At 63.9% G+C, this 16,452-nt stretch carries 15 protein-coding genes; 11 read left to right on the top strand and 4 right to left on the bottom strand.

Annotation, left to right across the window (positions count from 1 at the left end):
• Window positions 1-1,352 (top strand): threonine--tRNA ligase (gene thrS, locus U0988_RS13625; protein WP_322293170.1); only part of this gene is annotated, 1,352 nt, incomplete at its 5' end.
• Window positions 1,349-2,089: a sulfite exporter TauE/SafE family protein gene (locus tag U0988_RS13620; RefSeq protein ID WP_322293169.1), complete on the top strand. Its 741-nt coding sequence runs from the start codon at window positions 1,349-1,351 to the stop codon at window positions 2,087-2,089. The genes thrS and U0988_RS13620, both read left to right, overlap by 4 nt.
• Here U0988_RS13620 and U0988_RS13615 read toward each other — a convergent pair.
• Window positions 2,086-2,223 (bottom strand): hypothetical protein, encoded by a 138-nt coding sequence (locus tag U0988_RS13615; protein WP_322293168.1) that lies wholly within the window; start codon window positions 2,221-2,223, stop codon window positions 2,086-2,088. The genes U0988_RS13620 and U0988_RS13615 overlap by 4 nt on opposite strands.
• 207 nt (window positions 2,224-2,430) lie before the next feature.
• Between U0988_RS13615 and U0988_RS13610 the strand changes: the two genes are divergently transcribed.
• Window positions 2,431-3,441 carry an NAD(P)-dependent oxidoreductase gene (locus tag U0988_RS13610; RefSeq protein ID WP_322293167.1) on the top strand — a complete coding sequence of 337 codons (1,011 nt, stop codon included), beginning with the start codon at window positions 2,431-2,433 and terminating at the stop codon, window positions 3,439-3,441.
• Between the two features lie 21 nt (window positions 3,442-3,462).
• On the opposite strand, the gene U0988_RS13605 is transcribed toward U0988_RS13610, so the two are convergent.
• Together U0988_RS13605 and U0988_RS13600 are read right to left on the bottom strand one after the other, a co-directional pair.
• Window positions 3,463-4,446, bottom strand: a complete 984-nt coding sequence (locus U0988_RS13605) for an agmatine deiminase family protein (RefSeq protein ID WP_322293166.1) — start codon at window positions 4,444-4,446, stop codon at window positions 3,463-3,465.
• Window positions 4,447-4,462: 16 nt separating this feature from the next.
• Window positions 4,463-6,148, bottom strand: a complete 1,686-nt coding sequence (locus tag U0988_RS13600) for a M28 family metallopeptidase (protein ID WP_322293165.1) — start codon at window positions 6,146-6,148, stop codon at window positions 4,463-4,465.
• Window positions 6,149-6,285: 137 nt separating this feature from the next.
• Here U0988_RS13600 and U0988_RS13595 point away from each other — a divergent pair, with 137 nt between their 5' ends.
• The 5 genes from U0988_RS13595 to U0988_RS13575 all read left to right on the top strand — a co-directional run bounded on the left by U0988_RS13595 (window position 6,286) and on the right by U0988_RS13575 (window position 12,877).
• On the top strand, window positions 6,286-9,012 hold the full coding sequence (locus U0988_RS13595; RefSeq protein ID WP_322293164.1) for a bifunctional [glutamine synthetase] adenylyltransferase/[glutamine synthetase]-adenylyl-L-tyrosine phosphorylase: 2,727 nt from the start codon (window positions 6,286-6,288) through the stop codon (window positions 9,010-9,012).
• A complete protein-coding gene (locus U0988_RS13590; RefSeq protein WP_322293163.1) occupies window positions 9,012-9,500 on the top strand; it encodes a peroxiredoxin in 489 nt (162 codons plus the stop codon). Before U0988_RS13595 ends, U0988_RS13590 begins: the two co-directional genes overlap by 1 nt.
• A gap of 7 nt (window positions 9,501-9,507) precedes the next feature.
• Window positions 9,508-10,302 carry a ferritin-like domain-containing protein gene (locus tag U0988_RS13585; RefSeq protein ID WP_322293162.1) on the top strand — a complete coding sequence of 265 codons (795 nt, stop codon included), beginning with the start codon at window positions 9,508-9,510 and terminating at the stop codon, window positions 10,300-10,302.
• 214 nt (window positions 10,303-10,516) lie between these two features.
• Complete coding sequence (locus tag U0988_RS13580) at window positions 10,517-11,149, top strand: M23 family metallopeptidase (RefSeq protein WP_416172399.1); 633 nt, start codon at window positions 10,517-10,519, stop codon at window positions 11,147-11,149.
• Between the two features lie 192 nt (window positions 11,150-11,341).
• Complete coding sequence (locus U0988_RS13575; RefSeq protein ID WP_322293161.1) at window positions 11,342-12,877, top strand: acyl-CoA synthetase; 1,536 nt, start codon at window positions 11,342-11,344, stop codon at window positions 12,875-12,877.
• A gap of 40 nt (window positions 12,878-12,917) precedes the next feature.
• Here the strand turns inward: U0988_RS13575 and panC are convergent, their stop codons facing one another.
• The gene (panC, locus tag U0988_RS13570) at window positions 12,918-13,784 is read right to left on the bottom strand and encodes a pantoate--beta-alanine ligase (RefSeq protein ID WP_322293160.1); all 867 of its coding nucleotides are present in this window, start codon (window positions 13,782-13,784) and stop codon (window positions 12,918-12,920) included.
• Window positions 13,785-13,915: 131 nt separating this feature from the next.
• Between panC and U0988_RS13565 the strand changes: the two genes are divergently transcribed.
• The 3 genes from U0988_RS13565 to pgmG are packed head-to-tail and all read left to right on the top strand — an operon-like array spanning window position 13,916 to window position 16,446.
• Window positions 13,916-14,746, top strand: coding sequence for a division plane positioning ATPase MipZ (locus U0988_RS13565; RefSeq protein ID WP_322293159.1), 831 nt, complete (start codon window positions 13,916-13,918; stop codon window positions 14,744-14,746).
• The gene (locus tag U0988_RS13560) at window positions 14,743-15,033 is read left to right on the top strand and encodes a molecular chaperone DnaJ (RefSeq protein ID WP_322293158.1); all 291 of its coding nucleotides are present in this window, start codon (window positions 14,743-14,745) and stop codon (window positions 15,031-15,033) included. Before U0988_RS13565 ends, U0988_RS13560 begins: the two co-directional genes overlap by 4 nt.
• Window positions 15,034-15,042: 9 nt before the next feature.
• Window positions 15,043-16,446, top strand: a complete 1,404-nt coding sequence (gene pgmG, locus U0988_RS13555) for a phosphoglucomutase/phosphomannomutase PgmG (protein ID WP_322293157.1) — start codon at window positions 15,043-15,045, stop codon at window positions 16,444-16,446.
• The last annotated feature ends 6 nt before the right edge of the window (window positions 16,447-16,452 follow it).

Genomic DNA, 16,452 nt, shown 5'->3' with positions numbered 1-16,452 from the left:
AGAAGAACGCCCAGCTCAGCCGCATTTACGGCACCGGCTGGCTCAACAAAAAGCAGCTCGGCGAACATCTCGTCCGGCTGGAGGAGGCCGCGAAGCGCGACCACCGCAAGCTGGGGCAGGAGATGGACCTCTTCCACCTTCAGGCCGAAGCGCATGGATCGGTGTTCTGGCACCCCAAGGGCTATATGATCTGGCGCGAGCTCGAGGCCTATATGCGCCGTGCAATCGATGGCGCGGGCTACCGCGAAGTCAAGACGCCGCAGGTGATGGACGCGCGCCAGTGGGAACAATCGGGCCATTGGGGCAAATATCGCGAGAATATGTTCGTGATCCCCGACGAGGTGCCGAATGTCGAGGATGACGGCCCGATCATCTCGGATGACGCCGAGTGGATGGCGCTCAAGCCGATGAATTGCCCGGCGCATGTCCTGATCTTCCGCCAAGGCATGAAGTCGTACCGCGACCTGCCACTGCGCCTCTATGAAAATGGCTGTTGCCACCGCAACGAACCGCATGGCGCGCTGCACGGATTGATGCGGGTGCGCCAGTTCACGCAGGACGATGCGCATATCTTCTGCACCGAAGAACAGGTGATCGCCGAAGTGCGCCAGTTCTGTCAGCTCGCCAGCCGGGTTTACAAGGATCTCGGCTTTGAAAAATTCGCGGTCAAGCTGGCCACGCGCCCCGATGAACGTTTCGGCAGCGACGCCGATTGGGACAAGGCGGAGGGCGAACTGCGCAATGCGGTGATCGAAGCGGGCATGGCGACGGAGGAATTCGGCTGGGAGGAACTGCCCGGCGAAGGCGCGTTCTATGCGCCCAAATTGGAATGGCATCTGACCGACGCGATCGGCCGGACGTGGCAGGTCGGCACGATCCAGTCCGACCGTGTGTTGCCCGAACGGCTGGACGCGCATTATATCGGCGAAGATGGCGAGAAACACCGTCCGGTGATGCTGCACCGCGCGATCTTCGGTTCCTACGAACGCTTCATCGGCATTCTGATCGAGAACTATGCCGGCAAATTGCCGCTGTGGCTCGCCCCGGTGCAGGCGGTGGTCGCCACGATCGTCTCCGACACCGACGATTACGCGCTGACCGTGCTCGCCCGATTGCAGGCAGCGGGCCTCCGCGCCGAACTCGACACGCGCAACGAGAAGATCAATTACAAGGTGCGCGACCATTCGGTGAAGAAGGTTCCGCATCTGCTGGTAGTCGGCAACCGCGAGGCGGAGGAAGGCACCGTGGCAATCCGCACGCTGGGTGAACAACAGCAGAAATTCCTCCCGCTGGACGAGGCCATTGCAATGCTGAAGGCCGAAGCAACCGCGCCGGATTTGCGAACCGCTTGATCGCGGGGCTTTCCCCGGAACAGATCGCGCTGGTGGTGGCAGCAGCGCTCGGTTCTGCCTTCGTGCGCGGGTTGTCGGGCTTCGGCATGGCAATCCTGCTGGTGCCGATCCTCGGGCTGGTCATTTCGCCGCAATCGGCGGTGGTGACCAGCAATCTTCTCGCACTGCTGATCGGGCTCGTGGGCCTGCGCAAGGTGATTGGGCATAGCGAGGCTTCGGCGAAACCGATTGCGGCGCTGGCGATGCTGGCCACACCGCTGGGGCTATGGGCCTTGTCGGTCACTGATCCGGCGCTGGCGCGGTTCCTGATTGCGATGGTGGCAATCGCTGCTTTCGTGATCGTGCTGCTGCCCAAACGCGCGGAGACTTTCCGCCCGCACGCCCTGGAAACCGGCGGTACGGGGGTGGCTGCAGGGGTGCTGACGGGATTTGCCGGGATGCCCGGGCCGCCGGTGATCCCCTATTACCTGCGCCGCGCGATCGCCCCGCAAACCGCCCGCGCATCGATGATGGCGATCTTTCTGGCAACCTCGATCGCAGGATCGCTGGCCGCGCTGGCGCTGGGGTTGATGGAGATGAAAGACGCGGTGCTGGCCGCGATCCTGTTCCCCGCGATCCTGATCGGCAACGCGCTGGGCGGCCTCGCCTTCGGCAAGGTCAGCGCTGCGCTATGGCGAAGTTTTGCAGGATTGGTGCTGGGCGCGGCCGCAGTCGGCGCGCTGGCGAAGCTGGTCTAGTTCAGAAAGCTCAGCGCAGGAAAAAACGGCCCGGCCATGATCAGCGCGGCGGCGCAGCCGGTCACGATCACCTTGCGAAGCGTCTCCACCGAGGAGACCTCCACGCTGCGCGCAAATGCAAGTGCCTGTGCCATGGGATCACTTGTCGGCCATAACCGCTAACGAAGCGTTAAAGCGGGCATTCGGCTCCACCGACGGCCAGCGCGGGTTGTATCGGTTTGCGCGCGAGCCATGCAATCGGGGAGGCTTTGTCCGCCGAGGCGGGGTGAGCCGGTCATTGGCCGCTGGCTCGCTCCCGGACACCTTGTCTTTGAAATCATTGCGGTGCTACCAGACTGGCCATGCGCGTCCTTCTCACCGGATCTTCAGGATGGCTTGGACGGTTTCTTGCTCCGATGCTGCGTAAAGCCGGACATGAGCCCTTTGGACTCGATATTGTTCCGGGAGCCGCCACCGATTTCGTCGGAAGCGTTGCTGATCGCGCATTGGTGGACCGCCTCTTTGCCGAGCATGATTTCGGCGGCATCATCCATGCCGGAGCATTGCACCAGCCCGACATGGTCCGCTTTCCGCGGCAGGCCTTTGTCGATGCCAATATCACCGGCACGCTCAATCTCCTCGAGGCGGCTGTGGCGCATGAAATTTCAAGCTTTGTATTCACCTCGACAACCTCGCTGATGATCACCCAGGCGATCCGCGACGATGTCCATGACTCGGCTGTGTGGCTTGACGAAACAAGCGGTCCTCTCGTGCCGCGTAATATATATGGCGTAACGAAGCGGGCAGCCGAGGAGCTTTGCCGCCTCACCCATGCTGACCACGCCTTGCCGGTAGTAATTCTTCGCACAGCGCGCTTCTTTCCGGGGAAAGACATGCATGAGCAGCTGTCCGGCGACAATCTTAAGGCCAACGAGTTTCTCCACCGCCGCCTGACAGTAGAGGACTGTGCGCGGGCGCATATCGTTGCCCTTGAAAAGGCACCGCAGATCGGATTCGGCCTGTATATCGTTTCCGCGCCGCCCCCGTTCACGCGCGAGACGGTCGCGGCGCTCAAGGCAGATGCACAGTCGGTAATTGCAGAACTTTTCCCGGAGGCTGCATCACTTTATGCAGCGCGCGGATGGTCGTTGCCGCCGCATATCGGCCGGGTCTATGACCCCGGCGCTATCGAGCGGGACCTCGGCTTTCGTTGCCAGACCGATTTTTCGGCTGTGCTTGACTGTTTACGCGAAGGGGCGGCGTTGCCCTTCGTGCACGATCCACTTTACGTGCCGCCGCCGATCAAGCTTCGAACGCGCCGAGCAAACGCGCGGGAAGTGCGGAATGACACCCCTCAGGATAAACAAGTCTAGTAAGATTTCGGAGGATCGGCGCTACCACACTCCCACCGGCAGCTGCTGGCTCGCGCAGTGGAAGCCTCCGCCGCCGGCCAGCACCGCGTCGGCGGGCAGGCCGATGGTGGCGCGGTCGGGGAACAGGTCCGCGATTGCCGCGACGCCGTCCGTATCATGCGGTGAGCCGAAGGTCGGGACCACCACCAGATGAGTGGTGACCGCGAAATTGGCGTAGCTTGCCGGTTCGATCCGTCCGTCCCGCTCAATCCTGCCCGGTGAAGGGATTTCCTTGACGGTCACCCCAAAGGTCTGCGCCCGCGACTTGGCATCGGCGTAGATTGCGGCGTTGGGATCGTCCGCCCCGGTGGCTCGCGGCAGGATCAGCACGCCGGGCGCCACGAAGCGCGCAAGGTTATCGACATGGCCGTCGGTATGGTCATTGATCAGTCCTTCGCCCAGCCACAGCACCCGCTCGAAGCCGAGATCGCGGGCCAGGCGCTGCTCGATATCCTCGCGGGTCAGGCCGGGATTGCGGTTGGGGTTGAGCAGGCATTGCTCGGTTGTCACCGCCAGTCCGGTGCCGTCGCCGTCCACCGCGCCGCCTTCCAGAATCCAGTCGGAGCTTTCCAGCGGCAGGCCCGCATCTGCCGCCAGCTGCGCCCCGATGGTCTGGTCCCCTGGCATCCGGTATTTGCCGCCCCAGCCGTTGAAGCCGAAGCGCTTCGCCTTGCGCGCGCCGCCGTCCGCAACCACCAACGGCCCAGTATCGCGCAGCCAGATGTCGCCGTAAATGCGCCGCTCCAGCGTCACTGCTGCGCTGACGAGTTCCCGCGCCCGCGCTTCGTTCGCTGCATCCCGCACCAGCAGACGTACTTCCTGCCCGCTGTCCGCGACCGCGTTGGCGAAACCGGCGATCTGTTGCTGCGCCCGCGCCAGATAACCCGGCCATTCTTCCGCCTCGTGGGGAAAGCCGATCCACAGCAAATCCTGCGGCGCCCATTCGGGCGGCATTCGGTAGGTCATGGCTGCAGTGCTTGGCTCAACAACCACCTTCCGGTTCGCAGCTTTCGTCACGAATGGCGCGGAATTCGTCGCCTTCCACCCAGTTCGGCCATGCATCCGTCATCGCCAGCATCCGGCCGAGCCGGTAATAGACCTGCAGATCCTGCTCCACGCCGGTCCAGTCCCAGTTTTCGTCGAATTCGTCGTTTGGCCCGTGATAGGCGTTGGCGCGGTAGGCGTCTTCATAGGCGGCGCCTGCCGCCGGTCCGCCGTTCACCAGATCGCCGCCGCCCTTCACATACAGCATCGGCAGTCCGCGCTTGGCGAAGCCGAAATGGTCGGACCGGTAGTAATAGCCCTTTTCCGGAGTGGTTTCCGGCACGGCAACGCGGCCTTCGTCGGTCAGGGCCTTTTCAAGGAAGGCGTCGAGCTGCGATTTGCCCGGGCCGATCACCACGATGTCCTTCGCCGGTCCGGCCATCGACAACGCGTCCATATTGACCCCGCCGACCGTCTGGCTGAGCGGAAAAACCGGATTGGCGGCGTAATAGTCGGAACCGAGCAGCCCCGATTCCTCCGCCGTCACCGCCAGGAACACCAGCGACCGTTCCGCCGGGCCCGCCTTTGCCTGGGCTTCCGCCAGTGCGACCAGCGCGGCGGTACCGGTGGCGTTGTCGATTGCCCCGTTGCAGATGTCATCGCCGGTTTCGTCCGGCGTGCAGTGACCGAGATGATCCCAATGTGCGGTGTAGAGGACATATTCGTCCGGCCGCTCGGCGCCCGGCAATTGCCCGATCACGTTCTTGGAAGAAAACCGGCGAATGTCGTTCTTGAAACTCGTCGAAACCTCGAGGCCGAGCGGAACCGCGGTGAAGCCCTTCTGCTTCGCCGCGTTGGACAATTCGCCGAGGTCCTTGCCCGCCGCCGCCAGGATTTTCTCGGCCACCGGCTTCTGCACCCAGCCGTTCATGGCGGTGAGCGCGGGGGCATTCTCGCCGCGCCGGGGATAGGCCTGCGGCCCGGTCCAGCTGCTCTCCACCACGTTCCAGCCATAGGCGGCGGGAAACTCGTCATGCACGATGATTGCGCCGGCCGCGCCCTGCTTGGCGGCTTCTTCGTATTTGTAGGTCCAGCGCCCGTAATAGGTCATGGCGCGGCCATTGAAATCGCCTTCCAGCCCTTCTGTTTCGTAATCCGGATCGTTGACCAGGATGACCGCGGTCTTGCCGGTCATGTCGATCCCGGCATAATCGTTCCAGCCCTTCTCCGGGGCGTTGATGCCGTAGCCGACGAACACCAGCTCGCTGTCCTCCAGCGTGGTTTCGGCGTCCTCGCGGTAGGTCACGCCAACCCAGTCCTTTGACGGCGCGAAGGACATTTCGGTGCCGTTGCCCGACACGGTAAGCGAAGCGAATTCCTTGCCGGTAATCTCCACCAGCGGCACTTCCTGTACCCATGATCCCTTGTTGCCCGGCTGCAGCCCGGCGTCGGCGAATTTCTCGATCAGCAGTGCGACGGTCAGTTCCTCGCCCCTGGTGCCGGGCATCCGCCCTTCGAATTCGTCCGAGGACAGAGTGCGGGTCACATCCTTCATCGTCTCGATCGAAATATCGCCCGCGGCGACCTCGGCGATTTCAGGTTCTGTGCTGCTGACAGTGTTGCACCCCGCCAGCGCCGACACCAACGCCAGCGCCAGCGCAGTTTTGGTCAATGTATGCAGCATCGTTCGGTCCCTTTCGGGGTATTTTCCCCGTTTGCAGATAGCCAGATTGCCTTTGTTGCAAAGCTGGCGGGCAACGGCAAGGGGCATCCGGATCCAGCATCCTTGCACCGGCCATGAAGGACGGGCAGACAGCCGGGATGACAGCCGATTGGGACAGCGCCCTGAGCCGGGCCCGCGCGCAGGCGCCGTTTCTGGCGCGCGCGCTGGAACGAATGCCCGAACTTGCCGAAATGCTCGAGGCCGGCCGCGCGGAGGAGGCGCTCGCCCATGCGCGGGTAGCGGGCGCGGATATTGCCGATGTCCGCACGGCGCTGCGGCGCGAACGGCTGGCCTATGCAGCGGCGCTGGCAATCGGCGATCTGGCGGGAGCTTTCCCGGTCGGCCGGGTGATGCAGGAATTGTCGGACCTTGCGGACCGGGCGCTGGACGCCGCGATCCGTGCCGCTATCGCGCGGCGGGTGCCGGACGCCCACCTGGCGGCAAAGCCGACCGGAATGATAGCCCTGGCTCTGGGCAAGCACGGCGCGCAGGAACTCAATTACAGTTCCGACATCGATCCCATCCTGCTGTTCGATCCCGACACTTTGCCGCGCCGCGAGCGGGACGAACCGGGCGAAGCGGCGCAGCGTTATGCCCGCGATATTGTGCAGATATTGTCGGAGAACACCGCGGAGGGTTATGTCTTCCGGGTCGATTTGCGCCTGCGCCCCGCCTCGGAAGTCAGTCCGCTGGCGATTTCGCTGGACGCTGCGCTGACGCATTACGAATCCTCCGCGCTGACATGGGAACGCGCCGCCTATATCCGCGCGCGCGCCTGCAGCGGCGATGTCGAGGCAGGCCGCGGGTTCCTGGCAGCGATCCGGCCGTTCGTGTGGCGCCGCAGCCTCGATTTTGGGGCCATCGAGGAGATCGGCCGCCTGACCGCGCGGATCAGGGACAATTACCGCGGCCCGAAAATTCCCGGACCGGGCTTCAATCTGAAGCACGGGCGGGGCGGCATCCGCGAGGTCGAATTCTTCGCTCAGACACACCAGCTGATCCACGGCGGGCGCGATCCCTCGCTGCGCCAGCGAAGTACCCGTCCGGCGCTGGATGCGCTGGCGGCGGCGGGGCATATCTCGGCCGAAGATGCCGCGGTCCTCGGGGCGGCTTATGACCGGCTGCGTACGCTCGAACACCGGTTGCAGATGGTGGACGACCAGCAGACCCATGCGCTGCCGTCCGGCACCGCGCTCGACAATGTCGCGCGGCTGGAAGGGTTTGCGGACGGCGCGGCGCTGGTCGCTGAAGTGCGCGAACTGACCGAGGCGGTGGGCACGCGCTTCGATCGGCTGATCGATGCCGAAAACCGATCGGTACCCGGTTCGCAGACCTCCTCCGGCGGACTGCCAGATTTGATTGCCCGGTTCGATTTCGCAGATCCGGAGGCGCTGTTGGAGCGCATTCGCGGCTGGACCGACGGCCGGTTCCGTACCCTGCGCAGCCCGGCTGCCTGCGCGGCCTTCGAGGCAATCCTGCCCGACCTGATCGAGGCGCTGGGTCAGGCGCCGGACCCGGACGGCGCGATCCTGCGCTGGGAAGCGCTGCTGTCGGGGGCTTCCAGTGCGATCAATCTGTTCCGCCTGCTTGAAGCGCGGCCCGCTTTGTTCGACCAGCTGGTCAAGATCCTGACTCTCGCGCCGCCGCTGGCGGGCAAACTCGGGCGGCGTCCGGAATTGCTCGACACACTGATCGACCGCAGCGCGCTGGACCTGCCGGGCAACGTTGCGGAGCTGGCCCGGGCGATGAGGCCGTCGGAGGCCCAATTTGCCGATTACGAACAGCAATTGGACCGCATCCGCATCGTCACCGGGGAAAAGCGGTTCGCATTGGGGGTCCAGTTGATCGCCGCTGCACATGATCCGCTGGCCATCGGCGCGGCGCTGTCGCGCGTGGCGGAAGCGGCGATCGAAGTTGCGGTGGAGGCGGCAAGCACCGCCTTCGCGCAGGCGCACGGGACCGTGGCGAACAGCGAGCTGGTGGTGCTCGGGCTGGGCCGGCTGGGCGGGGGAGTGATGACCCACGCCTCCGATCTCGACATCATCTACCTGTTCAGCGGCACGCATGAAGGCGAATCGGAGTGCGGCGATAGGGCCAATTGCCGGCCGCTTGGGACAACCCTTTATTTCAACCGGCTCGCCACCAGGGTCAGCGCGGCGCTGAGCGTGCCGACCGCCGAAGGCGCGCTGTATGAAGTGGACACCCGCCTGCGGCCGCAGGGCGCTCAGGGGCCGTTGGCGGTGAGTTTCGACAGCTTCGCCCGCTACCAGCGAGAAAGTGCGTGGACCTGGGAACACATGGCGCTCACCCGCGCGCGGGTGCTGTGCGGATCGCCCGCCGCACGCCAGGAACTCGAAGCGCTGGTTTCGGACGTGCTCCACACGCCGCGGGATCCGGCGCAGCTGCGGCTCAGCCTGCTGGATATGCGCAGCGAAATGGCGGCGCACAAATCCCCCAAGGGGCAGCTCGACGCCAAACTGCTGCGCGGCGCGCTGGTCGATCTGGAATTCCTCGTCCACTATCTGCAATTGCGCGAGAGGACCGCGTTCCATCCCGACCTGGGGACGGCGATTTCCGCGCTAGTGGCCGAAGGATTTCTGCCCGAAGAACTCGGACCCGCGCACGACCTGATGATCCGGATGCTGGTCGCGGCGCGGCTGCTCGCCCCCGATCTGCAGCTCCCGGCCCCCGCAGCCTTCGCCGTGCTGGCGCAGGCCTGCGGATGCAGCAGCGGCACAAGCCTGTTGCATGACTTCAGCCGGGCGCGGCAAAGCGTCGCACGAAGCTGGAAAGCGATTCTCGAAACCGATCTGGAGACTGACTGATGGGCGATACAATGGCCGGAACGACAATCGAGCCCGGCGAAGCCATTCCCGACATTGCGCTGGAAACCCCCGACGGAGGCTCGGTGCGGATATCCGACTTCGCGGGGCAGAATGTGGTGCTGTTCTTCTATCCCAAGGACAACACGCCGGGCTGCACCAGCGAAGCGAAGGATTTTTCCGCGCTGAAGGACCAATTCGCAGCGGCGAACACCGCGATCCTCGGCATCAGCAAGGATTCGCCGAAGAAGCACCTCAATTTCATCGCCAAACACGGGTTGACCGTACCGCTGGCGAGCGATGCGGAGACGGGCGGGCTGTCCGATGCGCTGGGCATCTGGGCAGAAAAGCAGATGTACGGAAAGACCTACATTGGGATGGTCCGCACGACAGTGATGGTCGATCCTGCGGGTAAGGCTGCGCAGGTCTGGCACAAGGTGAAGGTCAAGGGCCACGCGGAAGAAGTGCTGGCAGCTGCCAAGGCGCTTTGAGCGGGGAATGAACCCTACGAGTGTTGCCTCCGCGGTTCGCGCCGCTTTGTTGACGGCAGACCCGCGCGAAAAGGTCAAGGCGACCCGCAGGGCCGTGCGTGCATGGCGGCGGGGGCAACTGGAGTTCGGCTTCGATGTCGCCATGCCGGACCAGCCGTCATGGCCTGACAGGCCCGCACTGCTCCCGCCATCGATGATGCCCCGCCGCGGGGGCGGATCGGACCATGGGCGAATCGCCCTGTGGCACGCGCTGGCGCATATCGAGTTCGTGGCAATCGATCTGGCGCTGGATATGGTGGGCCGGTTCGGCGGCGGAATGCCGCGGGAATTTACCTCGGACTTTCTCTCGGTAGCCGCGGACGAAGCGATGCATTTCGTTCTGCTCGACCGCAAACTCCGCAGCTTGGGCAGTCATTACGGTGCGCTGCCCGCGCATGGCGGGCTGTGGGAAGCGGCGGCGCGCACCAGCCATGACGTCTTGGCCCGGCTGGCGGTGGTGCCGATGGTGCTCGAAGCGCGCGGTCTGGACGTCACCCCGGCGACCCTGAAGCGCGTCCAATCGCAAGGTGACGCACATGGCGCGAAAATCCTGAGTCGCATACTTGACGACGAGATCCGGCATGTGCGGTTCGGGACAAAACACTTCACCGCCTTGTGCCAGGCAACCGGAGCGATCCCCCAGAATCGGTGGAAATCCTTGATCGCAGAGCATTTCAAAGGGGGTTTGAAGCCGCCATTCAACGACTCGGCGCGTCTTGCAGCCGGTCTGTCGCTAGACTTCTACAGCACTATTGCGCCGTAAAGGAATTCACGGATAACCCAATAATCAACGAAGCGCCGGATTGTTCCGTATCGTTTCAAAAAAGTTTCATGGCGGGCTGCAATTCGCGGGCCGGACAGGAAACGGGGTCTCGGCGGTGATTCAAGGCATCGCAGAAAAGGACGGGTCTGTGATAGCTAATTTCAAGCAAAGCCGGATGTTTGCAGCGGCTGCAATACTCTTCGGTTTTCTGACTATGGGTGCCCATCCCGCTCTCGCCAATTCCAGCGCAGCCTCAGCCGACATAACCGCCGCAGCGCGCGATGCCCGAACTTCCCCGATGGGCGGCGGTGATGAACAATTCCGCAATCTTTTCGCCAGCTGGCCGTCCGTCGACGGAGCTGGCACGATCTCTCCCGCTCCCACCGCCACCATCGCGATCCCTTCGATCATGCCGCTTGCTGCCGCCAGACTGACCAGCGATTATGGAATGCGCACCCATCCCGTGATTGGCGGTCGCCGAGCACACAAGGGTGTCGATCTCGCCGCCCCGACGGGGACGCCGGTCTATGCCACCGCCGACGGGGTCGTGTCGCGTGCCGACCATTTCAACAGCTACGGCCTGTATATCTCGCTCCAGCACGGTGCGGCCCTGGAAACGCGGTATGCGCATTTGTCGCGCCTGGCGGTTGCCGCCGGACAGCGCGTGAACAAGGGTGAAATCATCGGTTATGTCGGTTCGACCGGACGTTCGACCGGCCCTCACCTGCATTACGAAGTGCGGATGGACGGCGAAGCGGTAAATCCCATCCCCTACATGGTCGAATCCGAAGCGCAGCAGGCTTTCGCGCTGGTGATGGACGAGGGTGGTCAGGGCGGCCCCGAATAATCCGCGCCGATTAATTGGCAGGGCTGACATACATTTTGACATCGGAGAGGGTGTCTTGAACGAGGCGGCAGGAGCGATCCTGCCGCCTTTTTCTTTACCCGGTGAAAAGTCCGGACTGAGCACCGCTCGCCGTTCCGTTTTCCCTTGTTGTGCTCGGCAGTCCGGCTAATCTGCCAGCGGAAGAGGAACACCATGCATCCGATACAGCACGCGCAGACGCGGCCCGATCACCCGGCGGTGATCATGGCGGGCAGCGGCGAGACGATCACCTATGGCGAAATGGACGACGCCGCCAACCGCATTGCGCAGCTGCTGCGTGCCCGCGGGCTGACAGCGGGGGATGCCATAGCCGTGCTGATGGAAAATTCGCCCCGCTATTACGAGGTTTACTGGGCGGCACAAAGGTCGGGCATCATCCTGGTGCCGATATCCACCCATCTTACCGCAACGGAAATCTCTTATATTCTCGGAGACAGCGACGCGCGGCTGCTGCTGACCACAAAGTTGTTCGGCGGCCTCGTGGAACAGATGCAGGCGGCGGGTCTTGATCTGCCAGTGCTGGCCTACGGCGGGGACGGCGAAAATTCTGCGGAAGCCGCGTTATCCGCATGCCCGGCCACACCGATTGCCGATCAGTCCGCCGGGCGCCTGATGCTTTATAGTTCGGGCACCACCGGCCGGCCCAAGGGCATCGTCCCCGCGCCGCCGTCCGACCCCTCGGTGCAGGCCGGAACTCCGCTGATGATGCTGGCGGTGCACGTGTTCCACTTCCCTGCCGACGGCAGCAGCCGGTATCTCTCCCCCGCACCGCTGTATCACGCCGCCCCGCTGGCCTGGAGCACCACGGTCCACCGCCTTGGCGGGACGGTGGTGGTGATGGAGAAATTCGATCCCGAAGGCGCTCTGGCCGCGATCGAGAAATACCGCATCACCGAAAGCCAGTGGGTGCCGACGCATTTCGTCCGCCTGCTCAAATTGCCCCAAGACGTGCGCAGCCGGTACGACTTGTCCTCGCACCAGCACGCAATCCACGCCGCCGCGCCCTGTCCGGTACCGGTGAAGCAGGCGATGATCGACTGGTGGGGGCCGGTTATCTGGGAATATTACGCCGGCAGCGAAGGCAACGGGATGACCATGGTCGGTTCCGAGGACTGGCTGGCCCATCCCGGCTCGGTCGGGCGCGCAATCCTTGGCACGGTCCATGTCTGCGACGGTTCCGGCCGCGAGGTCCCCGTGGGGCAGGAAGGCGTGATCTACTTCGAAAGTCCGCACCCCTTCGCCTATCACAAGGACGACGCGAAAACCGCCGAAGTGACCCATGCCCGGGGCTGGACCACCCTGGGCGACATCGGGCGGCTCGACGAAGACGGCTTCCTCTATCTGACCGACCGCCGCAGCAACATGATCATCTCGGGCGGGGTCAATATCTACCCGCAGGAGATCGAGAATCTGCTTGTCGGCCATCCCAAGGTAATGGACGCCGCTGTCATCGGCGCGCCCGATGCGGAGATGGGCGAATGCGTGGTGGCGGTGGTCCAACCGGTCGACATGGCCGAAGCGGGCGACGCGCTCGCAGCCGAATTGCGCGAGTATCTGTCCGGCGAACTCGCCCGCCTCAAACTGCCGCGCCTGTTCGATTTCCGCCCCGAACTCCCGCGTGAGGCGAACGGCAAGCTGTACAAGCGCAAGCTGAAGGACGAATATCTGGCCCGCTCGCAGCCAGTCTGACCACTCGCCGCGCCGTGCAGCTTGGCATCGTTCTGCTGAGCTATACCGTCGCTGCGCCTACGGCCATGTTGTCGATCAGCCGCGTTCCGCCGATGCGGGCGGCGACCAGCAGGCGGGCGGGGGTTGCGGCGAGGGCTGTCAGCGGCCGCAGGCTGTCGGCATCGGCGAGATCGGCATAATCGACCGAGGTGAAGCCTGCCTCTGTCAGCCGGTCCTTCAGCGCAGTGAGGGTGGCGGAGACGGATTCACCCGCTTCGATCCTCCCGATCGCGTCCCGCATGGCGCGCGGCAGGGCGGCGGCAGCGGCGCGGTCTTCCGGCGTTAGGTAGCGGTTGCGGCTGCTCATCGCGAGGCCGTCCGCTTCGCGCACGGTCGGAATGCCGACGATGCTGCCCGCCATGGGCGCGGGCAGGTCGAGGTCGCGGGCCATGCGGCGAATGGTCGCCAGTTGCTGCCAGTCCTTTTCCCCGAAGCAGGCGATATCGGGGCGGACCTGGTTGAACAGTTTGCACACTACCGTCGCCACGCCGTCGAAATGGCCGGGACGGTCGGCACCGCAGAAATTCTCCGTCACACCGGCGACGGAAATGCTGGTCGCGAAGCCGCCCGGATACATTTCCTCCACCGACGGTGCCCACAGCAGTTCCACTCCCTCAGCTTCCAGCAGCGCCGAATCCGCCTCGAGCTGGCGCGGGTAGGCGTCCAGATCCTCGTTCGGGCCGAACTGCATGGGGTTGACGAATATCGACACGCAAACATGGTCCGCCCGCCTCCGGGCTTCGCGCACCAGCGTCAGGTGCCCTTCATGGAGCGCGCCCATGGTCGGCACCAACGCCAGTGTAGCGCCATCGCGGCGTAACCAAGCGACATTATTTCTCAACATATCCAGACGGGTGATGGTTTGCACGGGGCGGACCCCTCCGATAAAAGAACTGACCTTGCCCACTAGCCTTTCGCAGGGGGCAAAAACAACGTCCATCGAACGCATTCGAAACACCGGCAAATGTCCGGCCATACCCTGAAGGATCAGCCAGCTCCGTGCCCGATAAAGCTCCACACCGGATTACCTTCGCGAACGAGAAGGGCGGAACCGGAAAATCCACAACCGCCGTCCACGTCGCGGTTGCCCTGGCCTATCGCGGCGCGAAGGTAGCCGCGATCGATCTCGACCCGCGCCAGCGCACGTTTGCCCGCTATTTCGAAAACCGCGGCGAGACCGAGGTTCGCCGGGGGATCACCCTGCCCGGCGCGAAAGTCGAAACCTTCACTGGCTCCAGCGTGGAGGAATTCGAGGAAGCGGCGCGCCGGTTGGGCGAGGGCGCGGATTTCCTGATTGTCGACACGCCGGGCCGGGACGATCCCTTCGCCCGCCATGCCGCGACGGAGGCGGATACGCTGGTGACGCCGCTGAACGACAGTTTCGTCGATTTCGACCTTATCGGACAGGTCGATGCCGAGACCTTCAAGGTTCGCCGCCTCAGCTTCTATGCCGAACTGATCTGGGATGCCCGCAAGACCCGCGCCCTGTCGCGCCGCCAGGAAATCGACTGGGTGGTGGTTCGCAACCGCACCGGGCATGTCGAGGCACGCAACAAGCTTCGGATCGAAAAGGCGCTGAAGGAGTTATCCAAACGAGCCGGTTTCCGGGTTGCCAAGGGATTGTCCGAACGCGTGATCTACCGTGAACTTTTCCCTTCGGGGCTGACGCTGCTGGACAAGGGGCACCTGGGCGAACTGGGCACCAGCCACGTGGTTGCGCGTCAGGAAATGCGGGCGTTGCTCTCCGGGCTCAATCTGCCGCAGGCTGGACCAGTTTCCGGCGATGCGCGTCCATCCGGCCCGTCCGGCCCGAAGGCAGCAGCAGCATGATACGGTTGCTGGTGATTGCAGCTGTGATCGCGCTCGGTTGCAAGCTGGCGTTGGGCAAATGGCCGTGGGAATTCCTCTCGGCCAGGACCAGCACCCACCAGCAGGCGCTGCGCCATGCTCGCCAACTACTCGGGGTTTCCGCTGAGGCTTCGCGCCAGGAAGTGCTGGACGCGCATCGGCGTCTGGTCGCGTCGGTCCATCCTGACCGCGGCGGCACGAACGCGCAGGTGCACGAGGCAAACGCCGCGCGCGACCTGCTGATCGGCCAGATACCCCCTTCCATTTGAGGAACCGACATGAGCTATAATTTCGATCCGACAGTCCTCAGGGAATACGATATTCGCGGGATCATCGGCGAAACGCTGGGGCCGGACGATGCCCGGGCAATCGGCCGCAGCTTCGCCACGCTGATGCGCCGTGCCGGCGGATCGCGCATTGCCGTGGGGTATGACGGCAGGGTCAGTTCGCCAATTCTGGAACACGCCCTGATCGAAGGTATCAACGCCAGCGGCTGCGATGTCGTGGCGATCGGGATGAGCGCTACACCGATGCTGTATTATGCCGAGGCGTCAGCCGAAGATGTGGATGGCGGCATTCAGATAACAGGCAGCCACAATCCCGCCAATTACAATGGCTTCAAGATGGTATTTCAGGGACGCCCGTTTTTCGGGGAGGATATCCTTACGATCGGCAAGATGGCCGCGGCGGGCGATTGGGACGATGGCACCGGATCGGTGGAAAGCCGCCCGGTCCTCGAAGAATATATCGACCGCCTCCTGCTCGGCCTTGATGGCCTCGAGCCGGATGTTCTTGACGGTCTCCGCATCGGCTGGGACGCTGGCAATGGGGCCGCCGGACCCGCACTCGAGGCCCTCGCCGCGCGCCTGCCTGGCGAGCATCATCTCCTGTTTACTGACGTCGATGGCAATTTCCCCAATCATCATCCGGACCCGACTGTGGAGGCCAATCTGGAGGACCTGCGTGCGCTGGTCGCGGAGAAGAAGCTTCATTTCGGAGTGGCATTCGACGGTGATGGCGACCGGATCGGCGCGATTGACGGCGAAGGTCGGGTCATCTGGGGCGATCAATTGCTGATGATCTATGCCGAGGACCTCCTGGCGCGCATGCCCGGCGCTACGGTAATCGCGGATGTGAAGGCCTCCCGGACGCTGTTCGAGCACATTTCCGCGCATGGCGGAAAGCCGCTGATGTGGAAGACCGGCCACAGCCTGATTAAATCCAAAATGAAGGAAACTTATTCGCCGCTGGCCGGAGAAATGAGCGGACATGTGTTTTTTGCCGATACCTATTACGGGTACGATGACGCGCTCTATGCCGGGATCCGGCTGATTGCGGCGTCGGCGCGGCTGGGAAAATCGGTCACTGAATTGCGCAGCGCGATGCCCGCGATGGTCAACACCCCGGAAATGCGCTTTCAGGTCGATGAAAGCCGGAAATTTGCCGCGGTCGAGGAGGTCAAGGACCGCCTGTCACGCACCGACGCGGTGGTCGACGGCACCGACGGGGTTCGGGTGACCAACGACGACGGCTGGTGGCTACTGCGCGCGTCCAACACGCAGGATGTGTTGGTTGCGCGGGCCGAGAGCGAGACCGAGGCAGGGCTGGAAAGGTTGATGGGTCAGATCGACGAACAACTCGCTTTGTCGGGTCTCGAACGCGGCGAGAATGCAGCGCATTGATGCCGG

The sequence above is a fragment of the Allopontixanthobacter sp. genome (assembly GCF_034376665.1).
Lineage (GTDB): Bacteria > Pseudomonadota > Alphaproteobacteria > Sphingomonadales > Sphingomonadaceae > Allopontixanthobacter.
This window is presented reverse-complemented; position numbering and strand designations above follow the sequence as displayed.

Bases quoted from the DNA above. Each gene is read 5' to 3' on its own strand.
- U0988_RS13615 (WP_322293168.1), bottom strand. From the start codon at position 2,223: ATGGCACAGGCACTTGCATTTGCGCGCAGCGTGGAGGTCTCCTCGGTG.
- U0988_RS13610 (WP_322293167.1), top strand. From the start codon at position 2,431: ATGCGCGTCCTTCTCACCGGATCTTCAGGATGGCTTGGACGGTTTCTT.
- U0988_RS13605 (WP_322293166.1), bottom strand. From the start codon at position 4,446: ATGACCTACCGAATGCCGCCCGAATGGGCGCCGCAGGATTTGCTGTGG.
- U0988_RS13600 (WP_322293165.1), bottom strand. From the start codon at position 6,148: ATGCTGCATACATTGACCAAAACTGCGCTGGCGCTGGCGTTGGTGTCG.
- U0988_RS13595 (WP_322293164.1), top strand. From the start codon at position 6,286: ATGACAGCCGATTGGGACAGCGCCCTGAGCCGGGCCCGCGCGCAGGCG.
- U0988_RS13590 (WP_322293163.1), top strand. From the start codon at position 9,012: ATGGGCGATACAATGGCCGGAACGACAATCGAGCCCGGCGAAGCCATT.
- U0988_RS13585 (WP_322293162.1), top strand. From the start codon at position 9,508: ATGAACCCTACGAGTGTTGCCTCCGCGGTTCGCGCCGCTTTGTTGACG.
- U0988_RS13580 (WP_416172399.1), top strand. From the start codon at position 10,517: ATGGGTGCCCATCCCGCTCTCGCCAATTCCAGCGCAGCCTCAGCCGAC.
- U0988_RS13575 (WP_322293161.1), top strand. From the start codon at position 11,342: ATGCATCCGATACAGCACGCGCAGACGCGGCCCGATCACCCGGCGGTG.
- U0988_RS13560 (WP_322293158.1), top strand. From the start codon at position 14,743: ATGATACGGTTGCTGGTGATTGCAGCTGTGATCGCGCTCGGTTGCAAG.
- pgmG (WP_322293157.1), top strand. From the start codon at position 15,043: ATGAGCTATAATTTCGATCCGACAGTCCTCAGGGAATACGATATTCGC.